Here is a 17,479-nt window from a genome sequence, read left to right as displayed (position 1 = left end):
TTAATGAATAATAAGTAACCAAATATATAGACCAACAAGTGTAATGAACAATGTTGGAATGGTTAGAATAATACCTACTTTAAAATAAGTTCCCCATGAAATTTTTACCCCTTTAAGAGATAAAACATGTAACCAAAGCAATGTTGCAAGAGAGCCAATAGGTGTAATTTTTGGTCCTAAGTCAGATCCAATAACGTTAGCATAGATTAGCGCTTCTCGTATAACACCACTTGTATCAGTGTCTGCAATTGCTAAAGCATCAATCATAACTGTTGGCATGTTATTCATAACAGAAGAAAGAATCGCTGCTATAAAACCCATTCCAATAGTGGCTGCAAACAACCCTTGATCAGCTGTAAGTTGAATAAGGTCTGATAACACATTCGTTAACCCAACATTTCTTAACCCATAAACAACTACATACATTCCTATTGAAAAGAAGACAATCGCCCAAGGAGCACCTTTTATAACGGTCTTAGTATTAACAGCCGGACTTCTTCTTGCCATCAATAAAAAGAAAATCGCTACAATTCCAGCAATAATTGAAACTGGAACCCCGATAAATTCACTTGCAAAATATCCAATTAATAAGATTCCTAAAACATACCATGACAGTCGAAACATCTTTTCATCACGGATCGCTTCAACTGGTTTCTTTAAGTGTGATAAATCATACTGTTTAGGCAGGCTTTTTCTAAAATATAAATATAAAACCAAAATACTAGCTCCTAAAGAAAAGAAGTTAGGAATAATCATTCTTGAAGCAAATTCTACAAACCCAATTCCAAAAAAGTCAGCTGAAACAATATTTACAAGATTACTAACGACTAACGGTAAAGACGTAGTATCCGCAATAAATCCACTCGCTATGATAAACGGAAAAACCATTTTCTCATCAAACTTTAAATTTCTTACCATCGCTAAAACAATCGGTGTCAAGATAAGTGCAGCTCCATCGTTAGCGAAAAATGCCGCGACAAGTGCTCCAAGAATGGCTACGTATATAAACATTCGTACACCATTTCCCTTTGCTGCTCTTGCCATATGGAGAGCAGACCATTCAAAGAATCCTATTTCATCAAGAATTAAAGAAATGATAATAATCGCAATAAATGCTAAAGTTGCGTTCCAAACAATGGATGTTACGTCAATAACATCATTAAAATCTACGACTCCGACTAGTAATGCGAGAATCGCCCCACCACAAGCAGAATAGCCGATTGATAATCCCTTAGGCTGCCATATAACCAGGATAAGTGTTACTAAAAAAATACCTGATGCTAATAATACAGATGTCACAACTTTTCCCCCTATTAATCACATGAGATACGTAATCCCTGCTCCGCTAATTCAAATAACTTATAATCTTGGTTAGGTAGATGTTTCAATAAGTCTTGGGTAAATGGATAATAATCACTATCTCTGTTAAGTGAGTATATGATCCACTGCCCTTTTCTCGTTTCTCGAACAATTCCAGCATCTTTCAACTTCCTGACATGTTGACTAATAGCTGGCTGACTTGTTTTGAAAATTTCTACAAACTCACATACACAACAATCATTAGAGTCTAATATCTTTACCATTGTTAAACGTGTTTTATCACCTAATAGTTTCAAGACTGTTGCAGCTTTCTCCAATTCAATCGTTGATACTTCCACAAAGACACCTCCTAATTCCATCTTAAAATAAACACATAATAATATACTTATTTAAACGATAAAAAAGATTATATGAACTAGTGTTTTACCTATTTTGTATTTTATTCGCTAAACAAATAAACCACATATAAACATCTACTTATATAATAGTTTACTTATTTGCTAATATCAATAGATTCATTGTAAAGGTATTGTAAAGATTCAATTCTTTTCTGAGTAGCAAAAGGTATACGGGGGAACTTCTTCATTTACGGTGTCGTTTTAATGTCAATTTTATTAATATGCAGGCTGATAAATAGACGGAAAAACTTCGCTTAATTAGTAATTATAATTAAAAAGAGCTTAAACAGACGGAGAAAATCCGGCTATTTAAGCGAACAAATCGAAAATGAAGGATTTTGTTTTAGAATAACCGGAAAACCTTCCCTTATTTAGCCCGAAACGAACTCTATTCTAAATTTAACCGAATTATCTCCGCTTATTTTACTCTTCCTAGTTACTCGAATAAGGAAAAGACACTAAGGAGTAATTTTCCGTACTAGAATATACATAACCACATGAACTACTGGACAAATGAAAAAGCCACTGATTCCCAGTAGCTTCCCACGATAGTTGAAATCAATCAAAGACTGTATATATTCAAACAGGCTTTGATTGATATTAAATCTTATTGTTCAGTTCTTACTTCAATTGTTTCTTCATTTCTTACTTTATAGTTATACTTCGAACGATCCACAGGGATAAATGTCTCTGGAGTATAGAATCGTAGTAAATCACCATTAACCACATTATCAGATAACTTCAGCTTTTGTTCTGCTGCTAACTGATATTTTTTAGCTTCCTCCATCCGATCATCCTCTAGAGGTTCCCCAGTTTTTGAATCATAGAATGTCATATCAACCATTGAGACTTGTGAACTTACAAAATCACCGTTTCTAAATGGGATAATGTCATCATGCTCATCTGAAAGTAAATCTGTTCCAAAATGAATATATTCTTTTGTCTCAATCCCGAGCAAGTGTAGCAAGGTTGGTAATAAATCAATTTGTCCTGCATATTCGTGATTTACTGCCCCTTCCATTCCAGGTACTCGAATAAATAAAGGCGTTCTCTGCAAGCCAGCACTTTCAAAAGGTATAACTTCTTTTCCAATAACTTCTTTCATTGCTTTATTATGATTATTTGAGATTCCATAATGGTCACCATACATAATGATAATTGAATTATCATAAAGATTTGCATCCTTTAAATAAGCAAAAAATTGCTCTAAAGCTTCATCTGCATACCTTGCTGTTTGGAAATAATTGTCGACTGTCTTATTACCTGTTGTATGCTTTGCAATCGTTGCCTCTTCCTCATCAATAGTGAACGGGAAATGATGAGTAACAGTTATGAAATTAGCGTAAAAAGGCTGTGGCAAAGCGTTCAAATATGGCATTGATTGCTCAAAGAATGGTTTGTCCATTAAACCATAATCAGCTAGATCTTCTACTTTCATATCAAAGAAACTCGCATCATAAAAATGATCATAACCCAAAGATTTATAGATCTCATCTCGGTTCCAAAAGCTTCCCTTATTTCCATGAAGTACAGCAGAAGTATAACCTTGTTGTCCTAAGATAGCAGGCGCAGATTGGTATGTGTTTAAGCCTTTCGTTGTAAAAGCAGCACCTTGTGGTAATCCATATAAAGAATTTGCAACCATGAATTCAGCATCAGCTGTTTTACCTTGAGCTGTTTGGTGAAAAAAATTATCAAAGTAAAGTGTATTCGCTTCTTTTGTTAAGGAATTTAAAAATGGTGTAACTTCTTCACCATGTAATTCATAATTAATCAGGAAATTCTGTATCGATTCCATGTGAACATAAATGACGTTCATTCCTTTTCCAATTCCGAAGTATTCTGGATTAGGGTTTGCATGGTTAGACCTAGTATAATTAATAACCTCGGTCATATCATCACTATCAGCTAAGGCCCTCTGTGCAGAAGCCTTTGAACTTTGAACAGCATCATAAATGGTATAATTATACATCCCTAAATATTTCACGATATAGTTTCGGTCGAATCCTCTTGTTAATAATTGGGGACGATCATCTTCAGCTATTGCTAAATTAATACCAGATACTGATAAGGCAAATATCACCACAGCTATTATCTTCTTAGGGGAAGTCTTCTTAACTTCTAATCTATTAAAGCTAAAGATAAGCAAACCTAGTAGTAGAATGATGTCAGCAAAAAATAAAACATCAAAAGGTTTTAATAAAGTGGTTAAACTCCCACTTACATCTCCAAAATTTTGAGTCTGGGTTAATGTTGGTAATGTTATAAAATCATTAAAAAAACGATAATATAGGGCATTTGCATACAATAAGAACGACATGAGAAAATCGATTATTATTAATGCAATAAATCTCATCTTCCCATTAAAGAGAAATGCAACACTTAAAAACAAAACAGCTGATCCTAGTGGGTTTAAAAATAATAGAAACTGTTGTGTTGAGTTATCTATACCTAGGTTAAATTGTGTTAGTTGAATAAAATATGTCTTAAACCACAGTAGGATAATCGCACTAATGAAAAAGAATGAATAGTTATTTGTTATGTTCATTTTAGTTAGGCTTAGTTTTTTCATTGTACCTTCCTTCTTTTTTGTTATTTATATTGTCGGCTGAAAACCATTAAATTTCTATTAATTTTAAAGACAATAAAAAGATTCTATCATAAATCGTCCCAAAAATGAACCTTTTTAATACCACTCTCTCTAAATATGGTATTATAAACATAGAAAAATAGAGAATCGGGAGAATTTAATCTATGCTAATTGGATATATCAGACCTGACTTTGTCGATTTAAATTGTGAAAAACAAATTATTCTTCTTAAACAATCAAGCTGTGAAAAAATCATCACTGAGAAACACTCTTTGTCAAAAAATAGAATGGCCCTTAATGACATGTTAAGAACACTCAGTCAAGGTGATACCATCATCGTTCAAAGGCTCTCTACATTTGCTGATTCACCTCAGCATCTAGTCGAACTCTTAGATGCTATAGAAATTAAAGGAGGATACTTACAATCTTTAAAAGAAGGTATTGATACAAGCAAGAAATTGGAAGGCAGCTACAAAATGATCGTTAAACATTTGGTTGAATTCCAATCTGATTTAATAAGTGTAAAAACGAAGATTGGGATAAATGAGGCAAAACAAAAAGGGATCATTACCGGTAGACCAAGACTACCGGACGAAAATGTAAAACGTGCCATTTTCATGTATCGAAGCAAAGAATTTAGCCTCTCACAGATTAAAGGTGAAACTGGGATAAGTAAGTCTACTCTTTATAGATATCTTGGAAAATAATACTCTAACAAATAATACTCTCACGATCATTTAACCATGAGAGTATTATTTGTTAAGGCTGTTTTCTCAATGTTTGTTGTTTTAGACATAAAAAACTTTGGAATGGTAGTTACAAGCAGGCTGAATACACGTAGACTCCTGCGGGACCAGTGGCCAAAGTGAGACCCCACAGGAGCATAAGCGACGAGGAGGCTCACTGGTCACCCGCCGGACGCGGAGTGTATTCAGCCTGCGGCTTTTAAAAGCAACAATCTATAAGAAAACAGCCTTTGTTAAAGATAATTCTGAATGCCCTTACTTGACTCTTTAATAGATAATGTAATAGCTTCCAGCTGTTTATCATCGATTTGAAAGGTACTTTTCACCTTATTTTCTAGGTTTTCAGTTACTCTACGTTTCCCCACTTCTACTAAAGCAATGAGTGCAAAGCTACAATTTAATACTTTCGCAAACTCTCGTTGTGTCATATTATATTTTTTACGTATAGATTTAATAATTTCATTGTTCATAGTTTTTCTCCATCTTTAAGATTTATTTAACAATCAATACCGGACATTCTACTCTTTTTGCTACTTTATGACTTACACTTCCAAGTACCATTTCTTGTAGAGTATTTAGTCCTCTACTTCCTATTACAACAAGATCGAACTCATTTTTATTTGCATAATCAACAATCGTTGGTCCTGCTTCTCCATGGAGAACTGTCACTTTATATTCAATTTTTGACTGATTTATAATCTCTTCTGTTTTTATCAAACGTTGCTTCCTACTTAGTTCTGGATTCGTGCTGTGTAATACATCTGCTTTAGATGTACTTGCATCTATCACATAAATAATTTCAATGGTTGAGTCTGTTGTTGCAGAAATCAAATATACCGCTTTTTCCGCTGCTCTAATTGCATGTTCCGAACCATCTGAAGCTAATAAAATCTTCTTGAACATTTATTTTCCTCCTCATATATATAATAAGAGCCGGATTTCTCCGACTCAAGTTTTAGTGGCCAGAAAGTTTTGCTCCTGGCTTATCATGAATTGCAAGTTTCTTTACTAGAGACGAACTTGGTTCATTAAGCCCTATAATTTTTACATCTGTGTCATTTTCTCTAAATTTAATAACAATCTTATCAATTGCAGCAACTGCTGAGTCATCCCATACATGTGCCTGAGTAAAATCAATTTCCACTTTTTCAATCTCTTCTTTAAGGTCAAAGCTATTCAGTAAATCAGTTACAGATGCAAAGAATACTTGCCCTCGAATTTGGTACACACGTTTCGAACTTTGTTGATCCAGTACACTACTTACATGTACTTTTGATATCTTAGCCACAAAGAAAATGGCACTTAAGATAACTCCTGCAAAAACACCTTTTGATAAGTCATGTGTTACAACAACGGTCACCACGGTTACAACCATAACGACAGAATCTGTAAGAGGAACCTTCGTAAAAGCTTTTAAAGACGACCAGTCAAATGTTCCGATTGATACCATAATCATCACACCGACCAAGGCAGCCATTGGAATTTGTACGACAAGTCCACCTAATACTAGAATTAGAAACATTAAGAATACACCAGCGACAAGGGATGAGAGTCTTCCTCTTGCACCTGATTTTACATTAATAACTGCCTGCCCGATCATAGCACAACCAGCCATTCCGCCAAAGAAACCTGTCACGATGTTGGCAATTCCTTGCCCACGACTTTCCTTATTCTTATCACTATCTGTATCAGTCATGTCATCCACAATTTGTGCAGTGAGAAGCGATTCTAATAAACCAACAATCGCTAAAGCTAGTGAATAAGGAAAAATGATCGCTAAAGTTTCAAAGTTTACTGGAATCATTGGAATAGCGAATAATGGCAATGCTTGAGTTAATTCCCCCATATCTCCTACAGTACGCACACCACTACCTGTGAAAATTGCGATAAGCGAAATCACAATAATGGCAACTAGCGGCGATGGGATCGCTTTTGTAAATCGTGGAAGAATATAAATAATTGATAAAGCTCCTGCAACCATTGCATACATCTGCCATGATTCTCCAACAAAATGTTGAAGCTGCGAGGTAAAGATAAGAATGGCAAGGGCATTGACAAATCCTACCATTACCGAACGTGGAATAAACTTCATGTATCGCGCTAATTTAAGCACACCAAATACAACTTGAATAATCCCTGTTAGAATGGTTGCTGCGAATAGATACTGTAAACCATGATCAGCCACCAATGTGATCATTAATAGGGCCATTGCTCCTGTTGCTCCTGAGATCATTGCAGGTCTTCCACCTACAAATGCGATAACCACAGCGATACAAAAAGACGCATAAAGTCCTACCATTGGATCTACTCCAGCAATAATTGAAAAGGCAATTGCCTCAGGGATAAGGGCTAACGCAACCACAATACCCGCAAGGACATCTCCTCTAATATTGCCAAACCATTCCGATTTAATTGTCTGTAAGTTCAAAACAACACCTCTTCCTATTTTTTAAAAAATGACTTTCAACTCTCATGAAAGTCGGACCGTTGTAAACAAGTGCATCATACCACAAAATACAGCATTATTAAAACTGAATGTAAGCGCATAACATATGTAAATTTCTTTTATTTTCTTTGTATTTCTCAGTTTCTTATATAGATGACACAAATTATTCATATTGATGAAATTAAATAATTTGCCTATTTAAAACTAGATAATCATAAATAATAAAACCGAAAAAAAGCCACTGATTCCTCAGTAGCATCTCAATTTGATTAATCTATAATGGTCTTTCTGCTGCTAACGCGCGTCACTTTTTGTTACATGTACAGTGCCACGGGGATGTTGTGGAGGAGCATAAATTGAGTAAAGCTTTAACGGTACATTACCCGTGTTGGTAAGGTTGTGCCATGTTCCAGCAGGTATTAGTATGGAAAAGTCATCATAAACATCTCTCACATAATTTAAAATTTCTTTATTCTTGCCCATTTGTACAATTCCTTTCCCTTGTTCAATTCGTAAAAACTGGTCAAGGTTAGGATGTTTTTCTAAACCTATGTCTTCACCAACATTAATACTCATCAATGTGACTTGTAAGTTGTTGCCCGTCCACAAAGCCGTACGAAACGTATCATTCTTCTTCGTCACTTCATTAATATTTACCACAAATGGATTTGGTCCAAAATCCTTTAAGTTATTTTGTCTTGATGGATGTAGGAAACTAGTTTGATAAGCATAATTATTATTAATATTACTTGAATAACCTGTTTGTCTTACATAGTTATACATTGGTGCATTACTATAATTCTGATATTGGTGTTGGTACATATGGGGGCAATAATACATTTTAATCAATCCCTTCTACAAAATTAAACTATCTTATGCATCTCGTATTGGGGGTGTTAACTGTTCTGATTCTATAAGGTTACTCTTGTTGTTAGTAGCTCGATGTCCCCAATCTTTCAATGGGTTACTTACTGGTAGATGATGAGACATTTACAATGATCCCTGCGGAAATCATCATTATAACAAAGGAAGATCCTCCATAGCTAATAAACGGAAGAGTAATTCCAGTAATAGGAAGTAACCCTGATACAGCGCCTAAATTTAAAATCGCTTGCATAGTGATTTGCAATGTTAAACCAATGACTAGCAATCTGGCAAAATCGTCTTTTCCAGTTAAGGAAATTCTTATTCCACGAAATAAGATAAACAAATATGTAAAGAACACGAGGATTATTCCTAAAATCCCTAGTTCTTCTGAAATAATAGCCATAATAAAATCGGTATGGGCTTCAGGAAGATAGCCTAATTTTTGTGTACTGTTACCTATCCCCTTACCCCATACCCCTCCAGAAGATATTGCGATGAATGAGTTCACGAGTTGATAACCATCACCAAGAGGGTCGGCAAATGGATTTATAAAGGAGCTTATCCTTTTGAATCGATATGGTGTGGTTATGGCAAAATAACTTATTCCCGTGACAGCGATACTACCTAATAAACATAAATGAATGGCTCGTGCACCGGAAAATACCAAGATAAATGCACAAGGTAACAAGATCGAAATTGCTGTACCTAAATCTGGTTGTTTTAAAATTAATAAAAAGACGACCGCTAAAATAAGTAGAGGTGGTAGAACTCCTGTTTTAAATTGGTGTATATACGTTTGTTTTTTTGCATAAATATGGGCAAAGTACATGATCATGATTAGCTTTACTGCTTCTGAAGGTTGAAAAACAAATGACCCTATTTGTATCCAACTTTTGGAATGATTCCTTTCAATCCCGACCCCTGCTTCATTCGTTACTAAACATAAAGCGTTTTGATCTTATATTCACACTTAACAGTAAACCAATAGCAATCATATTTGTAAGTAGAGCACTGCCACCATAACTCACGAGCGGTAGCGCTAAACCAGTCACAGGCATTAAACCGATTGTCATCGCTATATTCTGAAAAACTTGGAAGGCAAATAATCCAATGACACCTGAACAAATATAGATTCCGAATAAGTTATGCGTGTTTAAAGCAATAACAATCATTCGATATATTAATATAAAATATAAACTTATTAAAATACTAGAACCAATGAATCCAAATTCTTCCCCAATCACAGCGAAAATAAAGTCAGTATGCGCCTCTGGTATTCTACCACTTTGTACTTGTCTTCCATTATTAAACCCTGCCCCATTTAACTGACCAGATCCGATTCCCATCATTGCTTGTATCAATTGATAACCGTAACTTGAAGCATAATCATAAGGGTTTAGCCAGCCATAAACCCTTTCCAATTGGTGTGGTTTGATCAATTTTATAAAAAGATCAAAATAGTTATTATGAAAATAAATTAAAAACGCAATGAGACCTAAAAAACCTGAACAAAACAAAGCTATTATTTTATAGGATATGCCTGAGACTATTATTAAAGTGAATGCTATCGAGGCAATCACTAGGGCAGAGCCTAAATCTGGTTGCACTAGAATTAAATAAAACGGGATGGCTGTTACACCACAAATCTTTATCGTAATTGGAATACTCTCCATCATTGAAAGCTGTCTTTTTCCTATTTTATTCAAGAGAACTGCGACAAAAAGGATTAAAAAGACTTTCATAAATTCGGATGGCTGAATCTCAAACATTCCAAGATTAATCCATCTTTTAGAACCATTTTTAAAAGTTCCAAAAAAGTGAACAAGAATTAATAAACCGAGTCCGATTGCATAAAGTGGGGTTGCCCACTTTTCCAACAACTCGAAATCAAAGCTCGCTACAGCTACCATTACAGCAATTCCAATTATGTACCAAATAGCTTGTCTTTTTACAAAATAGAACGGATCTTCAGTTTGATATTGACCAGAACCACTATATACGGCAAATAAGCTAACCATAAAAAGACAAAGCAAAATAAATAGCAATGTATAATCAATCCGTATTTCTTCTCTTTCCAACATTGTTTTATCCTTTTAAAATATTTTGTCTACCCTAACTAAAAAGTGACAACTTTTTTCATTTAAACATATCTGCGACAAACACCACATATTGAAATTTATCTCTAAATTGACATTTTGTCAACACTTTTGCTTTTTTAAAACGACAGGAAGAATGTTTCTCTTTCTTCACTAATGTGACAAAAGAGCCTAAAATATACAGCACGCATAATTTAGACTCTTTCATTATTTCTTATTATTTTTTTAAACTACTTTATGAAGAAAGTATCAAAAACCGTTCTAATCTCTTTTAATTAATAATTTAATAGTATTACCAGCTGGATCTTCAACAGTAATTTCTTGACTGTTCTCCAAATAGTTGTAGTTTAAATGATCAAGATTCGCCTTTGCACTTTTATACTCTTCTTCCGTAAAATGAAGGGTAAAGTATTTTAATCCTAATGCATGCTTCGGAGGTGCAGATAACCCTTTTCCTGCCCAAATGTTCATCCCAATGTGATGGTGATAGGCATCTTTTGATACAAAAAGCATATGATTTTCCTTGGCCACAATATTCAATCCAAGAATTTCTACATAAAATATTTCGGACTCCTCTATATCTGATACCTGTAAATGCATATGACCTATTCTTGTTGCGCTAGGTAGACCAGTCCAAGTATTTTCATTTATTTCAGCGAATAAGCTCTCAAAATTTAATGGGTCAGTGGCTCCGACATACCCACCATTGTCATCTCTTATCCACTGTTTCGGATCTCTGTCCACATATATTTCAATTCCGTTATTATCTGGATCTGCTAGGTATAACGCTTCACTATACTGATGATCCGCAGCTCCTTGTACAGGATAACCACTTTCTATTAAATGTTTCGTGGATAAAGCTAAATCCTCTCTTGTAGGAACGAGGATCGCAAAGTGATATAGACCCGTGGATCTAAGCGGTCTTTCAACATATGTTTCTTCTTCTATCAGTAATAGTTGTGGAACCAGACCATCTGTTGTAAGCTTTGCCGTTTTTTCATCTCGCTCTAATACTTGAAACCCTATTAATTCCTCATAAAAAGTTAATGATTGATCAAGGTTAGAGACTTGCAGTTCCAAATATCCAATTCTAGGTTCCATGACTCCTGTATAAGTTTCCATACTCATATCATCGTCTCTCCCTTCCTTTTTTAGAAATAAAAATAGTGTTACTACAATAGTAAAAATGATAATTACCGATATGATCATCATATTTTTCATCTTTTACAACCCGATAGGTCTCCCCCCTTTAATAGAAATTATTATTTGCTTCTTGCTTTTGAAATATAATAATCTATAGAATAAAGCTGACTTCCGTTTAATAAGAAGTACGCAGATATTGCCAGTAATGCAAGATCATACGCGTAACCTCCAATAAAACCTGCAGCTAATTGAACTGTCACAATTGCCCCTAATAGCACTAAGACAAACAGACCTCCTATAATACGAGTGGCAAAACCTAAAAGAATCGCAATCCCACCAACCAATTCAATACTTGCAACAATATAAGCCAAAAAGCCAGGCAATCCAATGCTATCGAACCATCCAGCAATATTTCCAATTCCACCTTGAAATTTCTCAGCACCATGTCCTATAAAGATAACTCCTAATACCACTCGTAGTAATAGTGCACCAATATTTTTTTTATCTTTCATTATAGTTCCTCCTAAAAATATATTTTTTATAAACCAATACCTTCTTCATAACAACTACTTTTTCCCCTTACCTATTTCTTATCATGTTTTATACGGACAGGTTTATCTAGACAGAAAGCAAATCATAACCTAATAAGAAAAAAATATTCATATTAAAATACATAAAGACAAACAAGAAAAAATGTGTTTCCTCATAAGAATATTGGTTTCCTATATGGTAACAAGAGACTTGTAGACTGTCAATGATTTTGCTACTATTATCATATGTCTCGTAAATAGAAAACATATAGAGGTGAATAGGTTGGATATAGGAACCAAAATTCGTTCAATTAGAAATAAAAGAAAAATTACGATTGCACAAATGTGTGAAGGTACAGGGCTATCAAAAGGCTTTATAAGTAATGTTGAAAATAATAATACGTCACCTTCCATTAACACATTAAATACCATAGCAGAATTTCTGAAGGTGCCACTACCCTACCTACTATTAGACAAAAAACAGCACATGCAAGTCGTTCGAAAAGATGCTAGAAGAACCTCATCGTTAAAAAATTTAAAAATTGAGCATATAACCTCAAAAGGTCCATTACGAATGATGATTGTTGAATCGCCTCCTGGATTTGCGATCGGAGAAGATGAACCTCATGCACACGAAGGAGAAGAATGTCATCTAGTACTAGAAGGAAAAGTTTTAGCTGAACAAGGTGAAGACTCTATCATCGCAGAAGAAGGTGATTCTTTTAGCTGGAATGCAAGTGTTCCACATATCATAAAAAATATTGGAGATACAAAATCTGTCATTCTGATCGCCATTTATTCAGATACAAAATTAGAAGATCTACTATAAGGTACGGTGGCTATACATACGCATAAAGGAGGATAGGCTAGCAAAGCATTGCTAACCTATTTTTTACTTTAGTGGTTCCATACCAAAACTAACTTTTGTTCTAGATTGCTTGATTATCCCCTTGGATACTTTTGCCGTAATGTTTATTAAACTTCCCTTTCCCAACAAAGTAAACAACATAGATAACTAGAACCACACCATACACAATTGATGCGACTAGGTATACTGCTTGATATGATGCCACTGTGGCAAATAGACCAAGGATAAAGGAGCCTCCTCCAATACCTAAGTCAAAAAAGTTGAAGAATGTTGCCATTGCATCCTCATGTTCATGTTCCCCTACTAAATTCATGCACCATGTCTGAATGGCTGGGAAAATCGCACCAAATCCAAATCCATAAAAAAGAGCTGCGATTAAAAACATGATATCACTGGCTGCTACATACAAGATAATAAATCCGATAATCGACAAAATGGAGCCTGGAATTAGAATAATTGATGGCCCGTATACATCAAACAACTTTCCCGATAGTAAACGAATGAGAAAGCTTGCTGCTGCAATTACTAAGAAAAAAAGTCCTACTTGTGTAAATTCCCTCTCTATCGCATACAAAGCAAAGAAAGACATAATTCCTCCTGCCGAAATTCCAATTAAGAAGATAAGCAAAGCAGGAAACAAAACTCGTTTCTCCAATAGTTTAAATTTCCCACTTACTTGTTTATCTATCTCTTTTCCTTTAGGTGCTCTTTTGATAAAAATGGCCATGATATCAGCTAAGAAAAGAACAGCCATTCCTCCAAAGAATAATCGTTGAAAGTCATATAATTCTAGTGTCATAATTCCAATCATTGGACCTACAGAGATAGCTACTGTTTCTCCAACACCAAAATAGCCAATCCCCTCCCCCCTACGATCTTTAGGAATGATTTCAGCAGCAAGTGTGGCAAAGTACGTTGTTGCTAAACCGAATCCAGCTCCATGAATCAAACGAACAAGTAATAACGTTGATATGCTACTAGAGAGATAATAGGCACCTGTAGATAGAGCAATAATGATAATTCCTAATATTAAAAGTATTTTCTTATCAAACTTAGTTGCAAGAATCCCCGCAAATGGCCGGATTAAAATGGCTGATAACATAAAAATCCCTGTTACTAAACCGACTTGGCTTGCTCCTCCTCCTAGAGCTGTGACAAATAAGGGAAGGGTCGGTAATAGCATTTCAAAAATCATAAAAACTAACGCATTCGAGATCAATACGAAAATAAATGAAAGTGACCAAATCTTATTATTTATAGTAGTCATTTTTTTCTCTCCTTTTAGTAAAATGATTTATTCGAAAAATTACATATAGGAAGTCGTTTTCAAATAGCAATACAAATAATAAACCTTCCCCTAAGGGGAAGGTCAATAGGAAACTTGAATTTGTATTTCTGTAAGATAATCTTCTTTATTTTTTGATATGTAATGGTCAATGATGGTCCTTTCGATGAAGTCCCCTATTATTCGAAGATCGTTTTCCTTGATATAATCAAGTAGAATTTTATAATACTGAACTGAGTCACTATGTAAGCCCCTGTAATAAATACTAGCATAGGTCCCTTTACGGAAGGTTGTTACTAAAGTGCTTTGGATATCTTCTTCCTCAGTTATGATGAAAATAGAGTTATATTTATCAAACTTATTATTTATAATATCATTCAATTCTGCTGTATGGCCGACACCACCAATGAAAATGGAAGAATTCATGTTTGCCAAATTCTCCAGTTGCCTTAATGAAACCTCTAATTCTGGTTCTGATCCTATTTTCCCCATTAATCTTACTACTGTCCTTTCTCTCATTTCTACTATTCTCACTACACCTAATTCCACTTTCTCTCTCGCTAATTTAATATCGTTGATACGATTTTGAAATCTCCGGTTAACTTGTTCTAGTTCCTTTATTTTTTGCTCTGTTAATCTCTTTTGTTTCTCTAATAAATCCAAGAAACCATCAATATCCCTATGGTCTAGGTGGCCCTTGATTTCCTTCAAAGAAAACCCTAATTTCTTTAAATACTGAATTGTATTTAGTTGTTCAAACTGTTCGGTTGAATAGTATCTATACCCATTACTTTCATCAATTTGGATGGGCTCTAGCAATCCAATCTCATCATAATATCTCAGTGTTTTCATGGTCATATTATGCAGTTTTGCCATTTCTCCTATTGTAAACAGATTTTTCATTAAAAAATCCTCTCTCTATCCTCTTTTTTATAACACTATCATACCCTCTTTGTACTCTAAAATTAATAAAAAAAATAGACATAAACATTGTGATTGTATTGAAATCACATTTGTTAATGTCTATTTTTTAGATTTTGCTCTTGCTCAATCAGATATGAACTCAATCGCAGAGTTAACAAAGCCTAATGGAAGGATCAATAATCAAGACCCTTCAACTTATGAAGAATTTTAATCTTATCAAACCATTAATTCAAAATTTCAGGTTGCGATAACCTCTCTGTTAACTAGAATGAAATAATAAGTAAAAGCACCAACATACATATAAGAGAATCAGTCTCGAATCCTTTTTTTGTATCCATGAGCTGAAAGACTTGCTGCTCAAGCCCTGCTGTGCGGAATAGCCCACACGGTCTGTATATTGGTGTTTGTAAAACGAAAACCAATATAACTGACTGTATAACACTCCTTCTAAGCCAAATTGAGTCTTAGCGATGATTTCCTGTGGAAATGTCTTTAAAAATAGATAGTTTTTTAATAATTTTTGTAAAGCATCATCTTCAGGAAGGGATAAACTGGATACATCTAATTTAGGATTTAATGTTCAGATTGCTTATATTTCCGAATTTTGATTTTTATAATGTTCTTTACTATCTAATGTTGGGCTTCCTTCCCTCACATAAAAAATAACAAGGTTATTGATTCAACTGTCCAATCCATTTTAATAAACTATTCATATTATAACTTAACCTCATATAAAGGAGGTGTTAGATATGAGTGCAGGTGGATATGGTTATGGTGCAGGTTTTGCGCTAATTGTTGTCCTATTTATCCTTTTAATCATCGTTGGAACTTCATATGTCGGCGGTGGATATGGTGGTTACTAATTGGCTGAGGCTGTGCAGACTACATAAGTAGTCTGCACTTGTATGTCCACAAACTTCTTGCTTTTGAGATTAAAAACGTCAAAACATAGTCTCTTTAGTTGAGTCAATAGTTGCAGAGGCTAAGTAGACGTTTTCAGTCCAATTACTGCTACTATAATCAATCCTATAAAAAAAATCCTTCTCCAATCCTTTGATTCCCCATAAAACAACATTCCAACTAGTGTTCCACCCACAGTACCAATCCCTGTCCACACGGCATAAGATGTTCCAGCAGGAAGAGATTTCATAGCTAGGCTCAAAAGGCTAAAGCTACATATAAAACCAAGGAACACAATCAAGTATGATTTCAAGTCTTTGTCTTTGATTACTTTATTCATACCTATAACTCCGACTACTTCAAAAGCTCCCGCCAGCATAAGATACATCCAAGCCATTTTACGCTGCACCTTCTTTCATATCTGGTTCAGTTGTGACAAGTTTTAAGCCTATTACCCCAGTCAGCAGGATTAGTATAAAAAATACTTTCATCCAACTAAAGGCCACTCCGAAAGCCACCATCTCCACAACAACTGTCCCAGCTGTCCCGATACCAGTGAAAGTAGCATATACCGTAGCAACAGGCAAACTCCTTTGTGCCTTTATCAGTAAAACAAAAGATACATAGATGAGTAGAGCGATACCAACCCAGGAAAGCCAGTTACTCGCATGTTTCAATCCGATTGCCCACACTATTTCAATAAAACCAGCAATTATAACTAGTATCCAATTTCTATTCATTCTATAACACCCCATCACTTTTAATTACATCGAAATCCCTCGCCAATAAACATCCCAAGAAGCATTGAATCTCTTCTTTAGGCGTTCAGGGCCTCCGTATAACATTTCAACCACTATTCCATCGAATATTCCTAAAAAAGCCGCTGTAACCTCTATTTCACTAATGACTGTACAAATTTCTCCTTCAACCATAGCTTTTTTTATAATCGGAATTAAAAGTTCTTCTAACTTATCAAGAAAATCATAAGAAACTTTCGTCACCTTTTCATTAAGATGGCTAGGTGGAAAAAATGCTGTCCGAATCCAAAATTTATTAGAATCACTTTGTTCGTATCGATCTATGCTTAACAATAGAAAGTCATATAAGAAATCCTTTATTGGTCGGTTCTTATTACTCTCTATAAAATTATAAACAAATACAATTTCCTTTTCGCTTGCATCGCTACATAACTGTAGAAAAAGCTCGTCTTTCCCTTTAAAGTGAGTATAGATAGACTGTTTTTTAATCCCTACATCATCTGCAATATTCGCCAATGATGCACCTTCATATCCACCTTTTGCAAAGTGCTTTAAAGATACTTCTTTGATTTGAATTAATGTCGTCATTACACTTACCTCCCGAACGG

General features: G+C 34.7%; 18 protein-coding genes and 1 pseudogene. 3 read left to right on the top strand and 16 right to left on the bottom strand.

The window, feature by feature from the left end:
- The 3 genes from BLQ56_RS20095 to ltaS all read right to left on the bottom strand — a co-directional run bounded on the left by BLQ56_RS20095 (nucleotide 1) and on the right by ltaS (nucleotide 4,290).
- Complete coding sequence (locus BLQ56_RS20095; protein WP_090858816.1) at nucleotides 1–1,299, bottom strand: arsenic transporter; 1,299 nt, start codon at nucleotides 1,297–1,299, stop codon at nucleotides 1–3.
- Between the two features lie 14 nt (nucleotides 1,300–1,313).
- Nucleotides 1,314–1,658: an ArsR/SmtB family transcription factor gene (locus BLQ56_RS20090; RefSeq protein WP_090858814.1), complete on the bottom strand. Its 345-nt coding sequence runs from the start codon at nucleotides 1,656–1,658 to the stop codon at nucleotides 1,314–1,316.
- 667 nt (nucleotides 1,659–2,325) lie between these two features.
- A complete protein-coding gene (gene ltaS / locus BLQ56_RS20085) occupies nucleotides 2,326–4,290 on the bottom strand; it encodes a lipoteichoic acid synthase (RefSeq protein WP_090858811.1) in 1,965 nt (654 codons plus the stop codon).
- Nucleotides 4,291–4,472: 182 nt separating this feature from the next.
- Between ltaS and BLQ56_RS20080 the strand changes: the two genes are divergently transcribed.
- Complete coding sequence (locus BLQ56_RS20080; RefSeq protein ID WP_090858808.1) at nucleotides 4,473–5,015, top strand: recombinase family protein; 543 nt, start codon at nucleotides 4,473–4,475, stop codon at nucleotides 5,013–5,015.
- A gap of 272 nt (nucleotides 5,016–5,287) precedes the next feature.
- Here BLQ56_RS20080 and BLQ56_RS20075 read toward each other — a convergent pair whose 3' ends face one another.
- The 8 genes and pseudogenes from BLQ56_RS20075 to BLQ56_RS20040 form a co-directional block, all read right to left on the bottom strand.
- Nucleotides 5,288–5,524, bottom strand: coding sequence for a helix-turn-helix domain-containing protein (locus tag BLQ56_RS20075; RefSeq protein ID WP_090858806.1), 237 nt, complete (start codon nucleotides 5,522–5,524; stop codon nucleotides 5,288–5,290).
- A 22-nt stretch (nucleotides 5,525–5,546) separates the two neighbouring features.
- Complete coding sequence (locus BLQ56_RS20070) at nucleotides 5,547–5,957, bottom strand: universal stress protein (RefSeq protein WP_090858803.1); 411 nt, start codon at nucleotides 5,955–5,957, stop codon at nucleotides 5,547–5,549.
- A 52-nt stretch (nucleotides 5,958–6,009) separates the two neighbouring features.
- On the bottom strand, nucleotides 6,010–7,482 hold the full coding sequence (locus tag BLQ56_RS20065; RefSeq protein WP_090858800.1) for a SulP family inorganic anion transporter: 1,473 nt from the start codon (nucleotides 7,480–7,482) through the stop codon (nucleotides 6,010–6,012).
- Between the two features lie 312 nt (nucleotides 7,483–7,794).
- Nucleotides 7,795–8,340: a cupin domain-containing protein gene (locus tag BLQ56_RS20060; protein WP_090858798.1), complete on the bottom strand. Its 546-nt coding sequence runs from the start codon at nucleotides 8,338–8,340 to the stop codon at nucleotides 7,795–7,797.
- Nucleotides 8,341–8,464: 124 nt separating this feature from the next.
- A pseudogene (locus BLQ56_RS20055) lies at nucleotides 8,465–9,289 on the bottom strand (FtsW/RodA/SpoVE family cell cycle protein); the annotation flags it as partial.
- 4 nt (nucleotides 9,290–9,293) lie between these two features.
- The gene (gene rodA / locus BLQ56_RS20050; protein WP_090858890.1) at nucleotides 9,294–10,445 is read right to left on the bottom strand and encodes a rod shape-determining protein RodA; all 1,152 of its coding nucleotides are present in this window, start codon (nucleotides 10,443–10,445) and stop codon (nucleotides 9,294–9,296) included.
- A 279-nt stretch (nucleotides 10,446–10,724) separates the two neighbouring features.
- Entirely contained in the window at nucleotides 10,725–11,684 is a 960-nt protein-coding gene (locus BLQ56_RS20045) for a VOC family protein (RefSeq protein WP_090858792.1), read from the bottom strand.
- A gap of 41 nt (nucleotides 11,685–11,725) precedes the next feature.
- A complete protein-coding gene (locus BLQ56_RS20040; RefSeq protein ID WP_090858789.1) occupies nucleotides 11,726–12,118 on the bottom strand; it encodes a DoxX family protein in 393 nt (130 codons plus the stop codon).
- 301 nt (nucleotides 12,119–12,419) lie between these two features.
- Between BLQ56_RS20040 and BLQ56_RS20035 the strand changes: the two genes are divergently transcribed.
- Nucleotides 12,420–12,965 (top strand): helix-turn-helix domain-containing protein, encoded by a 546-nt coding sequence (locus BLQ56_RS20035; RefSeq protein ID WP_090858786.1) that lies wholly within the window; start codon nucleotides 12,420–12,422, stop codon nucleotides 12,963–12,965.
- Between the two features lie 100 nt (nucleotides 12,966–13,065).
- Here BLQ56_RS20035 and BLQ56_RS20030 read toward each other — a convergent pair whose 3' ends face one another.
- Together BLQ56_RS20030 and BLQ56_RS20025 are read right to left on the bottom strand one after the other, a co-directional pair.
- Nucleotides 13,066–14,271, bottom strand: a complete 1,206-nt coding sequence (locus BLQ56_RS20030) for an MFS transporter (protein ID WP_090858783.1) — start codon at nucleotides 14,269–14,271, stop codon at nucleotides 13,066–13,068.
- Nucleotides 14,272–14,373: 102 nt separating this feature from the next.
- On the bottom strand, nucleotides 14,374–15,192 hold the full coding sequence (locus BLQ56_RS20025) for a MerR family transcriptional regulator (protein WP_090858780.1): 819 nt from the start codon (nucleotides 15,190–15,192) through the stop codon (nucleotides 14,374–14,376).
- Between the two features lie 770 nt (nucleotides 15,193–15,962).
- Here BLQ56_RS20025 and BLQ56_RS20020 point away from each other — a divergent pair.
- Nucleotides 15,963–16,076, top strand: coding sequence for a YjcZ family sporulation protein (locus BLQ56_RS20020; protein WP_090858777.1), 114 nt, complete (start codon nucleotides 15,963–15,965; stop codon nucleotides 16,074–16,076).
- Between the two features lie 119 nt (nucleotides 16,077–16,195).
- On the opposite strand, the gene BLQ56_RS20015 is transcribed toward BLQ56_RS20020, so the two are convergent.
- The 3 genes from BLQ56_RS20015 to BLQ56_RS20005 are packed head-to-tail and all read right to left on the bottom strand — an operon-like array spanning nucleotide 16,196 to nucleotide 17,459.
- Entirely contained in the window at nucleotides 16,196–16,510 is a 315-nt protein-coding gene (locus BLQ56_RS20015) for a DMT family transporter (protein WP_090858774.1), read from the bottom strand.
- 1 nt (nucleotide 16,511) lies between these two features.
- Nucleotides 16,512–16,853 carry a DMT family transporter gene (locus BLQ56_RS20010; RefSeq protein WP_090858771.1) on the bottom strand — a complete coding sequence of 114 codons (342 nt, stop codon included), beginning with the start codon at nucleotides 16,851–16,853 and terminating at the stop codon, nucleotides 16,512–16,514.
- A gap of 24 nt (nucleotides 16,854–16,877) precedes the next feature.
- On the bottom strand, nucleotides 16,878–17,459 hold the full coding sequence (locus BLQ56_RS20005) for a TetR/AcrR family transcriptional regulator (RefSeq protein ID WP_090858768.1): 582 nt from the start codon (nucleotides 17,457–17,459) through the stop codon (nucleotides 16,878–16,880).
- Between the last annotated feature and the right edge of the window lie 20 nt (nucleotides 17,460–17,479).

It is taken from the genome of Litchfieldia salsa (assembly GCF_900104555.1).
Classification (GTDB): Bacteria; Bacillota; Bacilli; order Bacillales; family Bacillaceae_L; genus Litchfieldia; species Litchfieldia salsa.
The sequence above is the reverse complement of the archived record's forward strand: the minus strand, read 5'-3'. Positions and strand labels throughout refer to the sequence as shown.

Excerpts from the sequence above, each read along its gene's own strand:
- ltaS (WP_090858811.1), bottom strand. The coding sequence starts at position 4,290 with ATGAAAAAACTAAGCCTAACTAAAATGAACATAACAAATAACTATTCA.
- BLQ56_RS20080 (WP_090858808.1), top strand. The coding sequence starts at position 4,473 with ATGCTAATTGGATATATCAGACCTGACTTTGTCGATTTAAATTGTGAA.
- BLQ56_RS20075 (WP_090858806.1), bottom strand. The coding sequence starts at position 5,524 with ATGAACAATGAAATTATTAAATCTATACGTAAAAAATATAATATGACA.
- BLQ56_RS20070 (WP_090858803.1), bottom strand. The coding sequence starts at position 5,957 with ATGTTCAAGAAGATTTTATTAGCTTCAGATGGTTCGGAACATGCAATT.
- BLQ56_RS20060 (WP_090858798.1), bottom strand. The coding sequence starts at position 8,340 with ATGTATTATTGCCCCCATATGTACCAACACCAATATCAGAATTATAGT.
- BLQ56_RS20045 (WP_090858792.1), bottom strand. The coding sequence starts at position 11,684 with ATGAAAAATATGATGATCATATCGGTAATTATCATTTTTACTATTGTA.
- BLQ56_RS20040 (WP_090858789.1), bottom strand. The coding sequence starts at position 12,118 with ATGAAAGATAAAAAAAATATTGGTGCACTATTACTACGAGTGGTATTA.
- BLQ56_RS20030 (WP_090858783.1), bottom strand. The coding sequence starts at position 14,271 with ATGACTACTATAAATAATAAGATTTGGTCACTTTCATTTATTTTCGTA.
- BLQ56_RS20025 (WP_090858780.1), bottom strand. The coding sequence starts at position 15,192 with ATGAAAAATCTGTTTACAATAGGAGAAATGGCAAAACTGCATAATATG.
- BLQ56_RS20020 (WP_090858777.1), top strand. The coding sequence starts at position 15,963 with ATGAGTGCAGGTGGATATGGTTATGGTGCAGGTTTTGCGCTAATTGTT.
- BLQ56_RS20015 (WP_090858774.1), bottom strand. The coding sequence starts at position 16,510 with ATGGCTTGGATGTATCTTATGCTGGCGGGAGCTTTTGAAGTAGTCGGA.
- BLQ56_RS20010 (WP_090858771.1), bottom strand. The coding sequence starts at position 16,853 with ATGAATAGAAATTGGATACTAGTTATAATTGCTGGTTTTATTGAAATA.
- BLQ56_RS20005 (WP_090858768.1), bottom strand. The coding sequence starts at position 17,459 with ATGACGACATTAATTCAAATCAAAGAAGTATCTTTAAAGCACTTTGCA.